This window comes from Rhizorhabdus dicambivorans (assembly GCF_002355275.1).
GTDB classification, from domain to species: domain Bacteria; phylum Pseudomonadota; class Alphaproteobacteria; order Sphingomonadales; family Sphingomonadaceae; genus Rhizorhabdus; species Rhizorhabdus dicambivorans.
This window is the reverse complement of sequence record NZ_CP023449.1, coordinates 733,762-750,668: the sequence shown is the minus strand read 5'-3', so window position 1 is coordinate 750,668 and position 16,907 is coordinate 733,762. Positions and strand designations below refer to the sequence as shown.

Here is a 16,907-nt window from a genome sequence, read left to right as displayed (position 1 = left end):
GTCATAGACTTGCGCCGCCGCCCACGACGAGCACCTCGCCCGACACATAGTCGCTGTCCGGCGAGCAGAAGAAATAGACGCTGCCGGCCGCCTCCTCGGGCGTGCCGGCGCGCCCCAGCGGCACCACCGCCTTCAGCGTGTCGAGCAGCGCGGCGGGCACGCCAGCACGGATTTCCCGGCCGTCGATTATGATGGTTGCTTCGGGGTCGCCACTGGGCCTGGTCAGACGCGTCTCGATGAGCCCGAAGGCGACGCAGTTCACGCAGACCTTCAGCCGTCCCCATTCCTTAGCGAGAGTCTTGGTCATGCCGACGATAGCGGCCTTCGCCGCGCTGTAATTGACCTGACCGGCATTGCCATGGGTGCCTGCCATGGAGGAAATGTTGACGACCTTGCGGATGACCTCCCGCTTCTCTGCGGCGTCCTTCCTGGCCATCGCGCGCCAGGGTTCCGCGGCGGCCCGCAGGATGCGGAAGGGCGCGGTCACATGTACGTCGAGCATGACCTGGAATTGCTCGTCGCTCTGCTTGTGGATGACCCCGTCGCGAGTATAACCGGCATTGTTGACGATGATGTCGAGACCGCCGAACGTCTCGATCGCGGCGGCCACGAAGCGCTCCCCGAAATCCCCGTCCGTGACGTCGCCGGCGCAGGCTATAGCCCGCCCCCTCGCCGCTTCGATCGCCGTCACGGTTTCCGCAGCGCAGGCGGGGTCGAGATCGTTGACGACAACCGCGGCGCCTTCCGATGCGAGCCTGAACGCCACCGCCCGTCCAATTCCCCGGCCCGAACCGGAGATGATCGCCACCTTGCCGGCCAAGCTGCCCGCACCGTGCATCACACCCTCCCGTAGAGCGTGACGACGCAGGCGCCGCCGAGGCCAAGATTGTGCTGCAGGCCGAAGCGCGCGCCATCGATCTGCCGCGCCCCGGCCGTGCCGCGAAGCTGGTGGATAAGCTCATGGCATTGCGCAAGGCCGGTAGCCCCGAGCGGATGCCCCTTCGACAGCAGCCCGCCCGAAGGGTTGGTGACATGGTCGCCGCCATAGCTGTTTCGCCCGTCGCGGATATAGGCCTCGGCGCCGCCTTCGGAACACAGGCCCAGCGCTTCGTAACTGATCAGCTCGTTCGACGTGAAGCAGTCGTGCAGTTCGACGACATCGATATCGTCCGCGCCGAGGCCCGCGCGCTCGTACACCTGGCATGCGGCGGCGCGGGTCATGTCATAGCCGACGAGCGACATCATCGAGCGGCGCGCCAAGCTTTCGGCATAATCGGTCGTCATCGCCTGCGCGACGATCTCGACGGGGGCGGCCAGGCCATGCTTCCCGGCGAAGGCCGGCGACACCAGCACTGCCGCGGCTGCCCCGCAGGTCGGCGGACAGGCTTGGTAGCGGGTGAGCGGGCCGTAGAGATGCGGGGACTGCATCACCTCGTCGAGCGTGATCGTCGCGCGCAGCATGGCGAGCGGGTTGTTGGCGGCATGGCGGCGCGCCTTGACCGAAATCATGCCGAACACCTCATCGGCTGTGCCGAAGCGCTGTTGATATTCGACGCCCGCGCCGCCGAACTGCTGCGCGACCAGCGGCGCCGTCTCATCCCAGCCCTGGATTTCGACCTGGCGGGTCAGATGATGGTCCAGCGTCCGCTTGCGATCCTGGAACACCATGCCAAGCGCGCCCGGCATCATCTGTTCGAAGCCGACGGCGAGGACACAATCGGCAACGCCGCTTTCGACCATCTCGCGCGCCAGATAGAGCGCGGTCGAGCCGGTCGAACAATTATTGTTGACGTTGAAGATCGGGACGCCGGTGCAGCCGACACGATAGAGCGCCGACTGGCCGGCGGTCGAGTCGGCATAGACATAACCAGCATAGGCCTGCTGGATATCCGCATAGTGCAGACCGGCGTCGGCGAGCGCCAGGCGGATCGCATGCTCGGCCATGACGTCCCAATCCGCGCTCTGCCCGGGCTTGGCGAACGGTATCATGCCGACGCCGGCAATGCGCGCCTTCGCCATCACGCGTCTCCCAACCATATCGGCGGCGTGTGGCGCCACCAGCAGAGGGCATCCTCCAGCTGATAGGCCAAGGCGAGCAGCAGCGCCTCGCCGCCGGGCCGGGTCGCGAACTGCATGCCGACCGGCAAACCATTGTCGCTGAAACCCATTGGCAGGCTGATCGACGGCGAGCCGGCAAAATTGTCGATCCAGCAATAGCCGGCATAGTCGAGCAGATGATCGCGCGTGTCGAGCCACGTGGTATCGGGTCCGAAGACGCCGGTGCGGATGATTTCGGTGCTGAAAGTGGGGGTCATCCAGATATCGATTTCGTCCAGCAGCGCGAGATAGCACGCGGCGTTCTTCTCCATCAGCGCCCAAGCGGCATCATATTGCTCGTCCGAAACCCGGTTCCCCTGTTCCACGATCGTTTGCGAGCGATACTCAAGAGCCTCCGGTGGAATTGCGGTGCCGAGTTGTTCTGCAGTCGGCTGCAGCCGCCGGGAAAACCTGCCTTCGGCGATGTCGCTGAGCGCGGAGATGGCGGCACGCGCGTCGAACGGCAGCCGGCCATCGCTGACGGTGTGACCGAGCCGTCCGAGCAGATCGATCGTGTTTGAAAAAACCCGCGTGACACTAGCGTCCGGATCCGCGCCGGTGCGCATCACCTTGCTGTAGGCGTGGATGCGAAGCTTGCTGTCGATCGGCGCGGTAACGAGCGGTACAGGAGCGAAGGTCGCGTCGGGCGCGCGGGTCTGCGTTGCTTCAAGCCAGGCGGCAGTGTCGCGCACCGTGCGGCTGACGCAGCCATCGACATTCAAGTCTGCGATCGAGCGCATCGCCTCGTCGCCGATATTGCGTCCGCGCGAGGGTTTGAGCCCGACGAGGCCGCAGGGGGCCGCGCCATGACGAATGGAACCGAGCCCGTCGCTGGCATGGCAGACCGGCACCACGCCAGCCGCCACGGCTGCCGATCCACCGCCCGACGAGCCGCCGGGGGTGTGGTCGAGGCTCCAGGGGTTACGGGTCACGCCCACCAGTGGCGATTCGGTTGCCACGTTGAGTCCGAGTTCGGGCATCGCCGAGCGGGCGATCGAAATCAGACCGGCGCCGTTTATCGCGCGGGCGTAGGGCCCATCGTCATCCGGCACAAAGTCGCGGAGCGCGACGGCACCAAAACTTGACGGGATGCCCTTCTCCAGGATCGAGTCCTTGATAAGGGTGGGGATGCCGGCCAGCGGCCCCGAACGCGGCGTAGCTGCCTGCGTACGGGCGCGGTCGAAACAGGGCCAAGCAATGAAGTTGAGCTGGGGATTGACGGCCTCGGCGCGCTCGATCGCGCGTTCGACCAGCGCGGCCGGTGAGGTACGCCCCGCCTCGATCGCTTCGCGCATACTGGTCATGTCATCCGGACGATCGGTTGTGATGGCGATTGTCATGCTTCCTCTCCTGCAAATCGGGATCGCACGGCGCGGACCGTGGCGGCGTAGGGGCGCTGGGCGAGCGACATCAGGACGGCGGCGGCGAGAAGCGAGGGTATGCTGACGATCGCTATCGAATAAAGCATGCCACGCGGCCCTGACATCAGGGTAGAAATCATGCCGACGGCGAGCGGCGAGGCCGCGAGGGCCAACGCGTTCGCCACGCCGAGCAGGGTCATGACGCGCGCTCGCAGGGCAGAGGGCGCGAGATCCTGAAAGATCCCCGGCATAAGCGCCGAGCCCGCGACGCCCATCGCGCCCTGAAGCGCGGCAACCATATATGCCTGGAACGGGGAGTTAACGAAGGGCAGGAATATCGCAGGCAGCGGCGTCAACCAGAGAAAGAAGCTCGTCGCCTTGATCGCCGTAAGCCCGCCGCGCCGCCCGAACTTCAGCGCGATGCCGGGAAGGAACACCCCGATCAGAGTCGCGGCGGTGACCGCTGTGCCAAGTCCTAAGCCGACAGTCGCCGGATCGATGCCGAAGGCGCGCGGCAATGCGATGGGAAACCAGATGAGCGCCGAGGTCATCGCGACCGCGATGGCAAATATCGATCCGCATACACAGGCGAGCGTGCGCCAATGCGTCTGCGCATAAGAGGCAAACCCCAGCATCTCGCCTGCGTCGCCATTTTGCGTCGCATGTACAGGGGGCGCATGACTGGCGAGCGGCATCGTTGCGACGAGCAGGAAAAGCAGCGGCCCGGGCAGTGCGATCACCACCATCGCGATGCGCCATGAATCGACGCCCGAAAGCCATTGCGGCAAGCTGCCCGGCGATGCTGCCAGCCATTCGAGAATCGCCCCGCCGAGCGCCATGCCGATGCCGGCGCCGAACAGCGATCCGCCGTAAAAAATCAGGTTGGCTGTGTTGCGCCTATTTTGGGGGAACAGATCGGGGATCATCGCGTAGATGATCGGAACCAGTCCGGCTTCTCCGATCGCTATGCCGACCGTCCCCGCGAACAGACCGCCGAAGCTGTCCTGCAATGCGTACAGGAAGGTCGCCAGCGACCAGATGCCGACCCCGATCGCGAGCAACAAGCGGTGTCCGTAACGATCGGCGAGCCAGCCCATCGGAAAACTGGCGATGCACGCAAAGACCGCCATGCCGAGCCCCTGCAGCATTCCGATCTGCAGGTCCGAGATGCCGAGCGAGCTCTGGACCCCGGGCGCGATCAGGTTGAGCATCTGACGGACGACAAGCCCGTAGAAATTGGCCGTCAGGAGAACGGCCAGACCATAGCAGGCCAGGACGCCGGCTCTATATGCAGCTCGCTGGATGACGCGCTCGGTGGCCGCGAGTTCGATCGAAACCTGTGATGGTTTTGCCGCGGTCAGGTCCGTCCTGCTCGTCATATCCATTCTCCCACGGTTTCTCACGACGTATAGCGGTTAGCGATAGCACACAACAAATAAGTTGACTTTATTGTAAATCCGCCCGATGAATTGCGTGTCGCAGGCTCGCCGTGGTGAAAATTCATGATTGGCGCGCGGGTTCAGAGCGGCCGGATGGAGGAACTCGATGCAATTTTCCGTTCGCGCGGCGCTCGAGCAATTCACGCTCACTCATCCCTTTCGCGAGGGGTTGCTCCAGATCAGCGTCGCGGTCCCTGCGGTCGAGACGCCTGATGCGTGCGTGCCGGTGCTCTATGTTCTGGACGGCGACATCCTGTTCGGCATGGCGGCGGAGATTGGGCGCGCGGTTTCCACGGTAGAGGGATTTCCCGCGCATTATGTCGTCGGGATCGGCTATGATGCGGCGTTCCCCGATTTCATGAGGCTGCGGACAGCGGATCTCGCACCGCCGATCGACGCTGAGGCCCTTGAGGGGCTTGGGTCGTTCGGCACGGCGATCGGCGGGGAAAGCAGCGGCGGCGCGGACGCGTTCCTTGCCTTCCTGACAGAGACGCTGCGGCCCGAGATCGCAGCGCGTTATCCGCAGACGGTCGGCGGCGCGCAGATATTGTTCGGCCATTCACTGGGGGGGCTTTTCGCCGCCAATGCGCTGTTGACCCGTCCGGGCAGCTTCGCGTCGTTCATCGTCAGCAGCCCGTCGCTCTGGTGGAACAGCTTTTCAGCGCTTCAGAAGCTTCCCGCTTTCAAGGAGCGGCTCGCGGCGCTGCCGCAACAGCCGCGCGTGTTCGTCGACGTCGGCGCCAAGGAGCAGGATTTGCCGACGAGCGTACCCGACGGGATGGGCCTGACGCTTGAGGAAGCGCAGGCGCAGGTGCGAGCCGCGCGCATGGTCGATGGCGCGAGAGATTTCGCCGAAGCGCTGCGCGACGCTGGCCTCAAGGATGTGCGCCATGTCGCCTTTGCCGAGGACGATCACATCTCGGCCGCGCCGGCCGCCATTCTTCACGGCATGCGCTTCGCCCTGGGCCGGGCGGGTTGACGCACATCGAAATCACAAAACTGGGAGGAATCATATGCGAAATCTGAAGAAAGGACTCACCGGCACGGCGCTGGCCATTGTCCTGACGCCCCCCGCTGCAACCTGGGCGCAATCGGCCGGAAGCGGCGTACAAGAGGAAGGGGCACAGGCCGTGCCCGACGAGATCGTCGTAACGGCGCAGAAGCGCGAGCAACGCTTGATCGATGTTCCGTCCGCGGTCACCGCCGTGAGCGGAGATGCATTGACGCAGCGCAACCTCACGCGAATTGAACAGTTCGCAGCCTTCACGCCGGGCATCTCCTTCAGCGAAGGGCTGACTGGTCCACAACTGACCGTTCGCGGGCTCAACGCCAGCGGCCAGGGCGCGACGACCGCGATTCTCGTCGACGATGTACCGCTCACCTCCTCATCGTCTTACCAGCAAAGCACGACGCCAAATTTCGACACCTACGATCTCGAACGTATCGAGGTGCTGCGTGGCCCCCAGGGAACGCTGTACGGCGCCTCAGCGCTTGGCGGGCTGATAAAATATGTGACGAAGGCGCCCAATCTGGCCCATTTCGAGGGATCGGCACAGTTGGAACTCAATCATGTCGACAAGGGCCAAACGGGAGGAAGCGTTCGCGCAGCGGTAAACCTACCGGTCGTTCAGGATAGCGTCGCGATCCGCGTTTCCGGGCTCTACGAACGTCTGCCGGGCTTTATCGACAATCCCCTGGGCAATGCGAGCGACGTGAACAGCGGGGAGCGCTACGGCGTCCGTGCCGGCCTGTTGTGGCAGGCGAGTCCCGAGTTCAGCGTCCGCCTGAGCGGCATCTGGCAACGCGACGATCGCGATGCGCCCGCCAGCATCGATTTGGTGGGAGCGGCGCTGACGCCAGCCACGCCGCCAGCGAACGCCACGTCGATCGCCTACGGGGGCGAATTGCAACGCAATCTGCGCCTGGGCGAACCGATAAAGCGCAGATCGCAAGTGTATAGCGCGACGTTGAACTATGACGCCGACTTTGCGTCCATCACGAGCATCACCAGCCTGGCGAAGATGAATTTTCAGCGCAGGAAGGTTCTGACCCACTATAATGCGGCGCCGGGTGTGACCTTCGGTGACGTGCTCAGCGGGGCCTATGGTCAACCGGTCGATATCCGCAGCAACGATTTCACCACGGTGCGGCGCATCAACCAGGAAATCCGCCTTGCGTCCGCGCCCGGCTCCGGGCCGATCGATTATCTCGCCGGCCTTTTCTATACCCGTGAAAAAAGTTCGATCACGCAGCTCTTCGACGTGACCAGCGTGACCACTCCGCCCGTGATTCTGACCGTTCCGGTGCCCGGTGGCGGATTATCCGTTCCCGCCCGTTATCGTGAGGTAGCCGGCTTTGCCCAGCTGACCTGGCATCCGCTACCCAATGTCGATGTCACGGGCGGTGCCCGATATTCGCGCAATCGGCAAAGATCGCAGACCACGCGCTTCGCGGGATTCGTTTCGCAATCCTTCGTCGATGTCACGGATCAGCCCTCCAAGACAAAGGAGGAAAAGGTCACCTGGTCGGGCGCGATCAGCTGGCATCCGGCCGAGCGCGTTACGGTTTATGCGCGGGCTGCAACGGGGTATCGGCCGGGCGGCCCCAACCTGGCGCTGGCCACGCAACCGCCGGGTTACCGGACCAGCTATGGCCCCGACACCACGGTCAATTACGAACTGGGTGCGAAAGGCGAATTGTTCGATCGCCGCCTGAGCTTCGACGTCTCGGTGTTCACCGTCGACTGGACGAATATCCAGATTCCGACATCGGTGGTCGATCCGGATACAGGCGTTCCCAATAATTTTACCGATAATGGCGGCAAGGCGCGTAGTCGCGGCGTTGAATATGCGATGCGATTGGCGGCGTCGCCGCAGCTGTCGCTTTTTGTCAACGGCGCCTATACCGACGCTAATTTGCGGCTGGCCGTTCCTGGGATCGGCGGCGCCCGGGGCGATCGCCTGCCCTACGTCCCGACATTCACGAATACGGCCGGGTTTGACTATCGCGTGCCGATCGGCGGTGAGGCGACGACGTTCGTGGGGGCGGATTGGACCTATGTCGGATCGCGAAATTCGGACTTCATCGTCGGGGGCCTTGCGGCACCGCAAACCGGTCATCAACGGCTACCGAGCTACCATACGGTGAACCTGCAAGGCGGGGTCGAGTTCGGCCAGCATCGGCTAGCACTATATGTGACGAATGTCGGGAATGCGCGGGGACTATACTACTACCTCAGCGGCGATGGCGCCGGCGGGACGGGCAACGGCATCGTCCAGCAGCCGCGCACGTTCGGTGTTCGATTCAGTTCGAACTTCTGACCACAGGTCAGGTTGGAAGAGGCCGCGTCTGCAATCGATACCGTCGTCAGGGTTGAATTTTCGAATGGGGCCGTGGAAACCTCGCTCATGGATGAGGCGAATATCGGTGCAGACACCTCCCGCGTGACGAGCGTTGCCCGTAAAACTCGTCGCAGTCAGGCCGACCGCAGCGCAGCGACCCGCGCCAAGGTTATCGCTGCGGCCCGCGATGTATTGTGCGCCCAGGGCTATTCGGGGGCCACGATGCACGCCATCCGTGACGCTGCCGGCATGAGCCTCGGAGCGATTCAGCATCAATTTCCGACCAAGGCGAAGCTGATGGCGGCGGTCGCTGCTGAATTCTCCGCCTATCGGATTGGCGTTTATCGTGAAGCCATTCGACGCGGACGCTCGCCTCGACAATCGATGGAAAACCTGATCGACGCGAATTTCGAGATGATTAGCCGACCCGAGATGGCGGCTGTTCTCGAAATTCATCTCGCGCGTCGCAATGATCCGGACCTCGACCGTGAGGTGGGACCCAGCACCCGCCGTTTCGACAGACGCGTTCGTTTGTGGGCCTATTCCATCTTGCACGCCGCCGGAATTTCCGAAGATGAAAGGCATTTGAGCGTGCAGTTGCTCAATAACGCCGTCACCCGCGGGTTGACCGTGGAGTATATCCGGAACCCGGACGCTGCATTCGTCGCGCGCGCAGTGCGGATCTGGAAGCAACAGATGCTCGACCTGATTTTCGGCACCGGAGGCTGACTTCTACGGATCGTCCGGCAATGCCGGGCGATTCGGGCGCACGGTTGGCGTTGTCGCTCTTGGCTGCATTGCCTATAGGCGCGGTGCTACAGTTATCGCCAAAGCAGAAGGCTTCGTGCCCCCCCTCTGGCGGGCAATCACCAACTGTCCGGAATAATGATTAAATTCCTAGTAGCTCAGCGTAGCGAAGTGAGGAATGTCGCAATCTAGCGCGTCAACGGCGCCGATAGGTCATATACCAGACCTCGTGCCCCTTGGCGCGCGCCTTGGCCTCGTAACGGGTTTCGGGCCAGTCGGCGGGGCGGGTCAGGAAATCGGACGGGCGCTCGCCCAGCCATTCGAAATCAGGGGACCGGCCCATCACCATCATCGCCCAGCGGACATAGACCGGATGATCGGTGCCGAAGCGAAACTCGCCGCCCGGCTTCATCTTCCTGGCGATCAGGCCGATCGGGCCGGCGTTCATGAAGCGGCGCTTGGCGTGGCGCGCCTTGGGCCATGGATCGGGATGGAGCAGCCAGGCGCGCTCCAGCGAGGCATCCGGAAGCCGTTCGAGCACCTCGATCGCGTCGCCCATGTGGATGCGGACATTGTCGAGGGTCAGTTCGTCGACCTTCATCAGCGCGCCGACCACCCCATCGAGGAAGGGTTCGCAGCCGATGAAGCCGTGGTCCGGATGCTGGCTGGCCTGCCAAGCCATATGCTCGCCCCTGCCGAAGCCGATCTCCAGCTCCAGCGGCATGGCGCGGCCGAACAGGACTCCGGCGGTCAGTTCGCCCTGTCCGGGGACCGATATCTCGGGCAGCAGCCGATCGACCAGTTCGGCCTGGCCCTGGCGCAGCTTGTGGCCCTGGCGCCGCCCGTAGAGGCGGCGGATCGACAGCGGATCATTCATCGATGCGGCTGATCTCATAGACCGCGGCAGGCGGCAGGTTGCGGACGGTGCTCGACAGCCGTCGCGCGCGCAGGCCCAGGCGCTCCAGCACCGGACGGCGCACCGGGCATACCGGGCTGTAGCTGAACTGGTAGAAGCGCCCTCCCGGCCGCATCAGATCGAAGCAGCCGCGCATGATCTTCATCTGCTGCGCGGCGTTCATGCTGAGCACCGGCAGGCCGGAGATGGTGGCGCCGGCAAGATCGCCGTTCAGCAGCGCGCGATGGCGCCGCACCCGCGCGGCATCCCCCTGGAGGACGCGCGCCTGCGGGAAGCGGACCTCCAGCAGCCGGGCGAAATCGGCCTCACTCTCGACCAGGATCAGATCGGCCTCGCGTAGGCCGCGTTCGATCAGAGCCTTGGTAAAAACCCCGGTTCCAGGACCGAGTTCGATCACGGGGGCCATGTCGGCGGTGATTTCGGCGGTAATCAGTCGGGCAAGCGATGGGCCCGACGGCGCGACGGCGGCGATGCTGAGCGGATCGCGCGCCCACGCACGCAGGAAGGCCGCGAGATCCGACATGCCACGCTCCGCCTTCGCCACCATGGCGGTGCCTTAGCCGGAGAGCGGGCGCGATGGCCAGAGGCAGCATCCCGATAAGGATCGATTTTCGATGCTTCCGACGAAAAAGGGCGGCGGATCGCTCCGCCGCCCTTGATCGGTTCCGGCCGCAGGGGCCGGATCAGGCGAAAGCCGCCTTGAGCTTGTCGACCAGATCGGTCCGCTCCCAGGGGAAGAAATCACCCTCAGCCTTGCGTCCGAAATGGCCGTAGGCTGCGGTCTTCTGGTAGATCGGCTTGTTGAGGCCGAGATGGGTACGGATGCCGCGCGGGGTGAGGCCGCCCAGTTCCTTTATGCCCTGGATGGCGGTTTCGATCGCCGCGTCGGTAACGCCCTCGGCGCAGGTGCCGTGGGTATCGACATAGAGCGACAGCGGCTCGGACACGCCGATGGCATAGGCGAGCTGGATCGTGCAGCGGCGGGCAAGGCCGGCGGCGACGATGTTCTTCGCCAGGTACCGGGTGATATAGGCGGCCGAACGGTCGACCTTGGTCGGATCCTTGCCGCTGAACGCGCCGCCGCCATGGGGGGCAGCGCCGCCATAGGTGTCGACGATGATCTTGCGGCCGGTCAGGCCGGCGTCGCCATCGGGGCCGCCGATCTCGAAGCTGCCGGTCGGGTTGATGTGATAGACGGTCTGATCCGAGAGCAGCTCACCCGGCAGCACCTTGGCGACGACACCCTTCACATAGGATTTGAGCTCGGCTTCCTTGGCGCCGTCGTCATAGCCCTTGCCATGCTGGGTGGAGACGACGATCGCGGTCGCGGCGGCCGGCTTGCCGTTCTCGAAGCGCAGCGTTACCTGGCTCTTGGTGTCGGGCTCGAGGAAGGGCGCGGCGCCCGAATGGCGGTCGGCCGCCATCGTCTCGAGGATCTTGTGGCTGTAGTAGAGCGTCGCCGGCATAAGGTCGGGCGTCTCATCGCAGGCGAAGCCGAACATGATGCCCTGGTCGCCGGCGCCCTCGTCCTTGTTGCCGCTGGCGTCCACGCCCTGGGCGATATGCGCCGACTGGCCATGGAGGTTGTTCTCGAAGCGGAAGCTCTGCCAGTGGAAGCCATCCTGCTCATAACCAATCCGCCGAACCGTCTCGCGGACGGTCTTCTCGATCTCCTCCTGCGCGCCCGGCGCCCAGGCACCGTCCTCATAGACCCCCTTGCAGCGAATCTCGCCGGCCAGCACGACGAGCTGGGTGGTGGTCAGCGTCTCGCAGGCGATGCGCGCCTCCGGATCCTTGGACAGGAACAGATCGACGATCGCATCGGAGATCTGATCGGCGACCTTGTCGGGATGGCCTTCGGACACGCTTTCGGATGTGAAGAGATAGTTGCTGCGCATTGGTACTGACGGACCCCTCGAAATGATCGCGGCCTGATACGGCATCGACACGATTCAGGATATAAAGACTTCGTTATATCTCGCTTAGCGGAGCTTGAGCGTGATGGCAATTCCAGCCGCGAGGAGCAGCCCGGCGAACAGCAGCGGCAAGAGATTGCCGAAGCGCGCAAACGGCGTCGCCGGCTTGGGCGCGGGCAGCGTTGCCGCGATCGCCCCCGGCTTGCGCCAGGGCAGGCTGTGCAGCAGCCGTCCGTCGGCATCGATGACGGCGGAGATGCCGGTGGGCGTAGACCGGATGACGGGCACCCCCTCCTCGGCGGCCCGCAACCGCGCTTGGGCCAGATGCTGCGGCGGGCCCCAGCGGCCGAACCAGGCGTCGTTCGACGGGTTGAACAGGAAGTCGGGCCGGTTGCGGGCATCGATCACCTCGCCCGAGAAGATGATCTCGTAGCAGATCTGGATCCCGGCCTTGCCGAACCCGGCCACATCGATCGTGCGGGGGCCCGGGCCCGGCCAGAAATCGACTTCGCCCGGCACCAGCCGCGACAGGCCGATCGCCGAGAGGATCGGCCGCGCGGGGAGATATTCGCCATAGGGGACGAGATGCGCCTTGTCGTAGCGGCCCAGGATCGCGCCGCCGGCATCGAGCGCGAACAGGCTGTTGCGCGCGCCCGCCAGATCGCCCGCCTTGTCGAAGATCAGCGCGTCGCCACCCAGCAATATCTTGTCGCGGGGCCCCAGCAGCGCGGCAATCCGAGCGCGCGCCTCGGGCTGGAGCTCCAGGAAATCGGCGGTGGCGGCCTCGGGCCACAGCACCAGCCGGGGCGGAGCGCCCGGCACGGGGCGACCCGTCAGCTCGCTCAGCCGCCGGAAATTGGCGATCTGGAGTTTCGGGTCCCATTTCTCGTTCTGGTTGATGTTGGGCTGGACGACCACGATCCGAGGCGCCTCCCGCGGGGGCAGCGGGCGCAGCATCCAGGCCGACAATATCTGGGCCAGCATCGCGACGAGCAGCGCCCAGCCGACCCGCTGCCAGCGCACACGCTTGCCGCCCGGCAGCAGCGCCAGCAGCCAGATGCCCGATAGCAGCACCATCCAGCCGGACAGCCCATAGGTGCCGATCAGCGGGGTGAGGCCCATCCAGGCCGGCTCGGCACTGCCCGGCGACACCATGACCGCGCCGAGCGGATTCCAGGCGAAGCCGGTGAAGGCGATGCTGCGCAGCCATTCTGCGATCACCCAGCTCCCCGCGAACAGGGGCAGGAAGCCATAGGGGCTCGGCTCGGATGCGGCGACAAAGACGGGGGCGGGTTCCATGCCCTCGGGGATCAGCCCCTTGAGCTTGCTGCGGCGGCGCGCCTGCTCGATCCGGCGGCGGCGCGCCTCCAGCCTGGGCGGCAGGCGGTGCAGGCTCCACGCCAGCATCGCAGCCAGCATCGGAAAGATCGCCAGATAGAGCGCCAGCAGGAACACCGCGATCGCGCCAAGCCAGTGCGGCATCGACTCCTGGAAGGTGAAGGCCTGCGCGATCCAGTTATTGCCGAAGGTGAAGTGGCCCACTCCGAAGCACCAGCCGCGCAGGGCCACGGCCCGCAGCCGGCTGGCATCGAGCAGCAGCCACATCAGCCCCGCGATGCACAGCAGGGTGAGCGGCCACCAGTTGAGCGGCGCGAAACCCAGCGCCGAGGCGAGCCCCAGGCCGAACATGATCGCCGGAATCTTGAACGGAAGAAGTTTTCGCATCACCGGCTTGAATGGGTTGGACGCTTCCCCATATCCCGCCCGCCCCGCTCCCGGAAAGGGAGTGTCGCCAACTTGACGAAAAAATGCGGGCCGGGCCCGACTCAGGGCCTGTCAAAAAAAGGATGTGAGGACGGCTTGACAGCTCAAGGGCTGCCACACATATCGCCGCTAGCACTCAACACGGGTGAGTGCTAAAAGTTTCCAACCTGAGGGATTCGGCGGCGGACCAGACCCGGCCCCCCGCCCGAAAAATGTGAAGGAAAGGGTGAAGCGCATGAGTTTCCGTCCGCTGCACGATCGCGTGCTCGTCCGCCGCGTCGAAGCCGAGGAAAAGACCGCCGGTGGCATCATCATCCCCGACAGCGCCAAGGAAAAGCCGCAGGAGGGCGAAGTCGTCGCCGTCGGTGGCGGTGCCAAGGCCGATGACGGCAAGGTGACCCCGCTCGACGTCAAGGCGGGCGACCGCATCCTGTTCGGCAAGTGGTCCGGCACCGAGGTCAAGATCAACGGTGAAGACCTGCTGATCATGAAGGAATCCGACATCCTGGGAATCGTCGGCTAAGCCTTCTCCGCACTTAGACACATCATACTAGACAGAGGAATTCAGATCATGGCAGCGAAAGACGTCAAGTTTTCGCGCGACGCCCGTGAGCGCATCCTGCGCGGCGTCGACATCCTCGCCGACGCGGTGAAGGTCACGCTGGGGCCGAAGGGCCGCAACGTCGTCATCGACAAGTCGTTCGGCGCCCCCCGCATCACCAAGGACGGCGTCACCGTCGCCAAGGAAATCGAACTCAAGGACAAGTTCGAGAATATGGGCGCCCAGATGGTCCGCGAAGTCGCTTCGAAGACCAACGACATCGCCGGTGACGGCACCACCACCGCCACCGTGCTGGCCCAGGCGATCGTCCGCGAGGGCATGAAGTCGGTCGCGGCCGGCATGAACCCGATGGACCTGAAGCGCGGCATCGATCTCGCCGTGACCAAGGTCGTCGAAGACCTCAAGGCCCGTTCGAAGCCGGTTGCCGGCACCAATGAAGTCGCCCAGGTCGGCATCATCTCGGCCAACGGCGACACCGTCGTCGGCGAGAAGATCGCCGAGGCGATGGAGCGCGTCGGCAAGGAAGGCGTGATCACCGTCGAGGAAGCCAAGGGTCTCGATTTCGAGCTCGACGTCGTCGAAGGCATGCAGTTCGACCGCGGCTATCTGTCGCCCTACTTCATCACCAACCCGGAGAAGATGCTGGTCGAGCTCAACGACCCGTACATCCTGATCCACGAGAAGAAGCTGTCGAACCTGCAGTCGATGTTGCCGATCCTCGAGGCCGTGGTGCAGTCGGGCCGTCCGCTGCTGATCATCGCCGAGGACATCGAGGGCGAGGCTCTTGCCACCCTGGTCGTCAACAAGCTGCGTGGCGGCCTGAAGGTCGCCGCCGTCAAGGCGCCGGGCTTCGGCGATCGCCGCAAGGCGATGCTCGAGGACATCGCGATCCTGACCCAGGGCGAGATGATCTCGGAAGATCTCGGCATCAAGCTCGAGAGCGTCACCATCGGCATGCTGGGTACCGCCAAGCGCGTCACCATCGACAAGGACAACACCACCATCGTCGATGGCGCCGGTTCGTCCGATGCGATCAAGGGCCGCGTCGAAGCGATCCGTCGCCAGATCGAGAACACCACCAGCGATTACGACCGTGAGAAGCTCCAGGAGCGTCTCGCCAAGCTCGCCGGCGGCGTTGCCGTGATCAAGGTCGGCGGTTCGACCGAAGTCGAGGTCAAGGAGCGCAAGGATCGCGTCGACGACGCTCTCCACGCGACCCGCGCGGCGGTCGAAGAGGGCATCGTTCCCGGCGGCGGCACGGCTCTCCTCTATGCCACCAAGGCGCTCGAAGGCCTGAAGGGCATCAACGACGACCAGACCCGCGGCGTGGACATCATCCGCCGTGCGATCCAGGCGCCGGTTCGCCAGATCGCGCAGAATGCCGGTCATGACGGTGCCGTCATCTCGGGCAACCTGCTGCGCGAGAATGACGAGACCAAGGGCTTCAACGCCTCGACCGACGTCTATGAGAACCTCGTCACCGCCGGCGTGATCGACCCGACCAAGGTCGTCCGCACCGCGCTGCAGGACGCGGCCTCGGTCGCCGGCCTGCTCATCACCACCGAGGCGGCGATCTCCGAATCGCCCGACGACAAGCCGGCGATGCCGATGGGCGGCGGCATGGGTGGCATGGGCGGCATGGGCGGCATGGACTTCTAATCCCGGAGCGATCGTCGCTGGCGGGTTCGCCCGCCAGCGGTTCGATCGCGACCGCGAAAAAGTCCCGTTCGCTAGGCCGGTCATCCGACCAGCAAAAAAGAGGGGCCCGGGGAGAAATCTCCGGGCCCCTTTCTATTTCGCTGCCGGGCGCACCGGCGGCATGGCGTTGCAGATGTCGACCGCGCCCGCCGGCCGGATGAAGAAATCATCCTTGCGGTTGGCACGCGCCGAGACCCAGTTGGCGAAGTCGATGCTGTCGCTGCGCATGATCTCGAAGCGAGGGCGCCCGGCCGCGGGCATGTCAGCCGCCAGCCGTGCCGAGACGATCGCCGGGCGGGCGACACCCTCCTTATAGACCCCCAGCGCCTCGGTGCCGCGCGGCAGGGCGGCCAAGGCCTCCATGCCGGCGAGGACCCGGCCGACCGTGGTGATGTTGCGATCGAGATGACGCGGCGCATGACCGATCACCGCATAGAGTTCGGCCCCCGTCCCCGTGTCGGGTGCCAGGTTCCGCCCCACACCGACCATGGCATAGCAATGCGTCAGCCAGGCCAGCTTCCCGTCGGTGGCCACCGGCCAACCGCCGGCATGACCGGCCTGTGCCGCATAGGCATCGCGATAGCCCAGCGCCCGGAAGCCGAGCCCCTTCAGCGGGCGCTCATATTCCGCGGGCGGATGGGCGACCACATCGGCCGGCAGGGGCTTCTTCTCGGTCGCGTCGCCCCATTGGGTGACGTAATTGTCCTGAACGCGATTGATGGTGATGCCGGTGAACCAGCCGGCGCGGGCCAGCCTGCGGATATTGGCGACATGGACGGGCGCGAAATCGGGCGCGAGCGCGATGGCGACCCGCTGGCGATTGTCGAGATCGATCACCAGCAGATCATCGTCCGGCACGGCGGCCCATGCCGAGGGCGGCGCCCGGGCGACGATTTCCGATGGCGTAAGCGGTTTGGAAGGCGGCGAGGCCGCCGCCAGCACGCCCGCGAGGGAGGCCGGCAGGGCGATGCGGAGCGATAACGCGAGACGATGCTTCATGGGCGGGCATGATACATGCTCCCACGCCTTGCGGAAGCCGCCGCCAACGGCTAGGGAGCCGCCTTCC

Annotated in this window: 14 protein-coding genes; 5 read left to right on the top strand and 9 right to left on the bottom strand. The window is 64.9% G+C overall.

Features of this window, described 5'->3' with window-relative positions; genetic code table 11:
• Position 1 precedes the first annotated feature (1 nt).
• The 4 genes from CMV14_RS03660 to CMV14_RS03645 are packed head-to-tail and all read right to left on the bottom strand — an operon-like array spanning position 2 to position 4,837.
• Positions 2 to 838, bottom strand: coding sequence for an SDR family NAD(P)-dependent oxidoreductase (locus CMV14_RS03660; RefSeq protein WP_066959655.1), 837 nt, complete (start codon positions 836 to 838; stop codon positions 2 to 4).
• Entirely contained in the window at positions 838 to 2,019 is a 1,182-nt protein-coding gene (locus CMV14_RS03655; protein WP_066959657.1) for a lipid-transfer protein, read from the bottom strand. Before CMV14_RS03655 ends, CMV14_RS03660 begins: the two co-directional genes overlap by 1 nt.
• The gene (locus CMV14_RS03650) at positions 2,019 to 3,437 is read right to left on the bottom strand and encodes an amidase family protein (protein ID WP_066959658.1); all 1,419 of its coding nucleotides are present in this window, start codon (positions 3,435 to 3,437) and stop codon (positions 2,019 to 2,021) included. Before CMV14_RS03650 ends, CMV14_RS03655 begins: the two co-directional genes overlap by 1 nt.
• Positions 3,434 to 4,837: an MFS transporter gene (locus CMV14_RS03645; protein ID WP_176488995.1), complete on the bottom strand. Its 1,404-nt coding sequence runs from the start codon at positions 4,835 to 4,837 to the stop codon at positions 3,434 to 3,436. Before CMV14_RS03645 ends, CMV14_RS03650 begins: the two co-directional genes overlap by 4 nt.
• A gap of 166 nt (positions 4,838 to 5,003) precedes the next feature.
• On the opposite strand from CMV14_RS03645, the gene CMV14_RS03640 reads away from it, so the two are divergent.
• From CMV14_RS03640 to CMV14_RS03630, 3 genes are all read left to right on the top strand, one after another.
• Positions 5,004 to 5,876: an alpha/beta hydrolase gene (locus tag CMV14_RS03640; protein WP_066959663.1), complete on the top strand. Its 873-nt coding sequence runs from the start codon at positions 5,004 to 5,006 to the stop codon at positions 5,874 to 5,876.
• A 34-nt stretch (positions 5,877 to 5,910) separates the two neighbouring features.
• A complete protein-coding gene (locus CMV14_RS03635; protein ID WP_066959665.1) occupies positions 5,911 to 8,217 on the top strand; it encodes a TonB-dependent receptor in 2,307 nt (768 codons plus the stop codon).
• 72 nt (positions 8,218 to 8,289) lie between these two features.
• Complete coding sequence (locus CMV14_RS03630) at positions 8,290 to 8,967, top strand: TetR/AcrR family transcriptional regulator (protein WP_139114675.1); 678 nt, start codon at positions 8,290 to 8,292, stop codon at positions 8,965 to 8,967.
• A 214-nt stretch (positions 8,968 to 9,181) separates the two neighbouring features.
• Here the strand turns inward: CMV14_RS03630 and trmB are convergent, their stop codons facing one another.
• The 4 genes from trmB to lnt form a co-directional block, all read right to left on the bottom strand.
• Positions 9,182 to 9,862 carry a tRNA (guanine(46)-N(7))-methyltransferase TrmB gene (gene trmB, locus CMV14_RS03625; RefSeq protein WP_083215683.1) on the bottom strand — a complete coding sequence of 227 codons (681 nt, stop codon included), beginning with the start codon at positions 9,860 to 9,862 and terminating at the stop codon, positions 9,182 to 9,184.
• Positions 9,855 to 10,424 carry a class I SAM-dependent methyltransferase gene (locus CMV14_RS03620; protein ID WP_066959793.1) on the bottom strand — a complete coding sequence of 190 codons (570 nt, stop codon included), beginning with the start codon at positions 10,422 to 10,424 and terminating at the stop codon, positions 9,855 to 9,857. Before CMV14_RS03620 ends, trmB begins: the two co-directional genes overlap by 8 nt.
• A 160-nt stretch (positions 10,425 to 10,584) precedes the next feature.
• The gene (gene metK / locus CMV14_RS03615) at positions 10,585 to 11,799 is read right to left on the bottom strand and encodes a methionine adenosyltransferase (protein ID WP_066959669.1); all 1,215 of its coding nucleotides are present in this window, start codon (positions 11,797 to 11,799) and stop codon (positions 10,585 to 10,587) included.
• An 84-nt stretch (positions 11,800 to 11,883) separates the two neighbouring features.
• Positions 11,884 to 13,542 (bottom strand): apolipoprotein N-acyltransferase, encoded by a 1,659-nt coding sequence (lnt, locus tag CMV14_RS03610; protein ID WP_096367666.1) that lies wholly within the window; start codon positions 13,540 to 13,542, stop codon positions 11,884 to 11,886.
• A 274-nt stretch (positions 13,543 to 13,816) separates the two neighbouring features.
• On the opposite strand from lnt, the gene groES reads away from it, so the two are divergent.
• Complete coding sequence (groES, locus tag CMV14_RS03605) at positions 13,817 to 14,104, top strand: co-chaperone GroES (RefSeq protein ID WP_066959671.1); 288 nt, start codon at positions 13,817 to 13,819, stop codon at positions 14,102 to 14,104.
• Between the two features lie 48 nt (positions 14,105 to 14,152).
• Positions 14,153 to 15,802 (top strand): chaperonin GroEL, encoded by a 1,650-nt coding sequence (groL, locus tag CMV14_RS03600; RefSeq protein ID WP_066959673.1) that lies wholly within the window; start codon positions 14,153 to 14,155, stop codon positions 15,800 to 15,802.
• 132 nt (positions 15,803 to 15,934) lie between these two features.
• Here the strand turns inward: groL and CMV14_RS03595 are convergent, their stop codons facing one another.
• The gene (locus tag CMV14_RS03595) at positions 15,935 to 16,840 is read right to left on the bottom strand and encodes a peptidylprolyl isomerase (protein ID WP_066959675.1); all 906 of its coding nucleotides are present in this window, start codon (positions 16,838 to 16,840) and stop codon (positions 15,935 to 15,937) included.
• Positions 16,841 to 16,907: the final 67 nt, after the last annotated feature.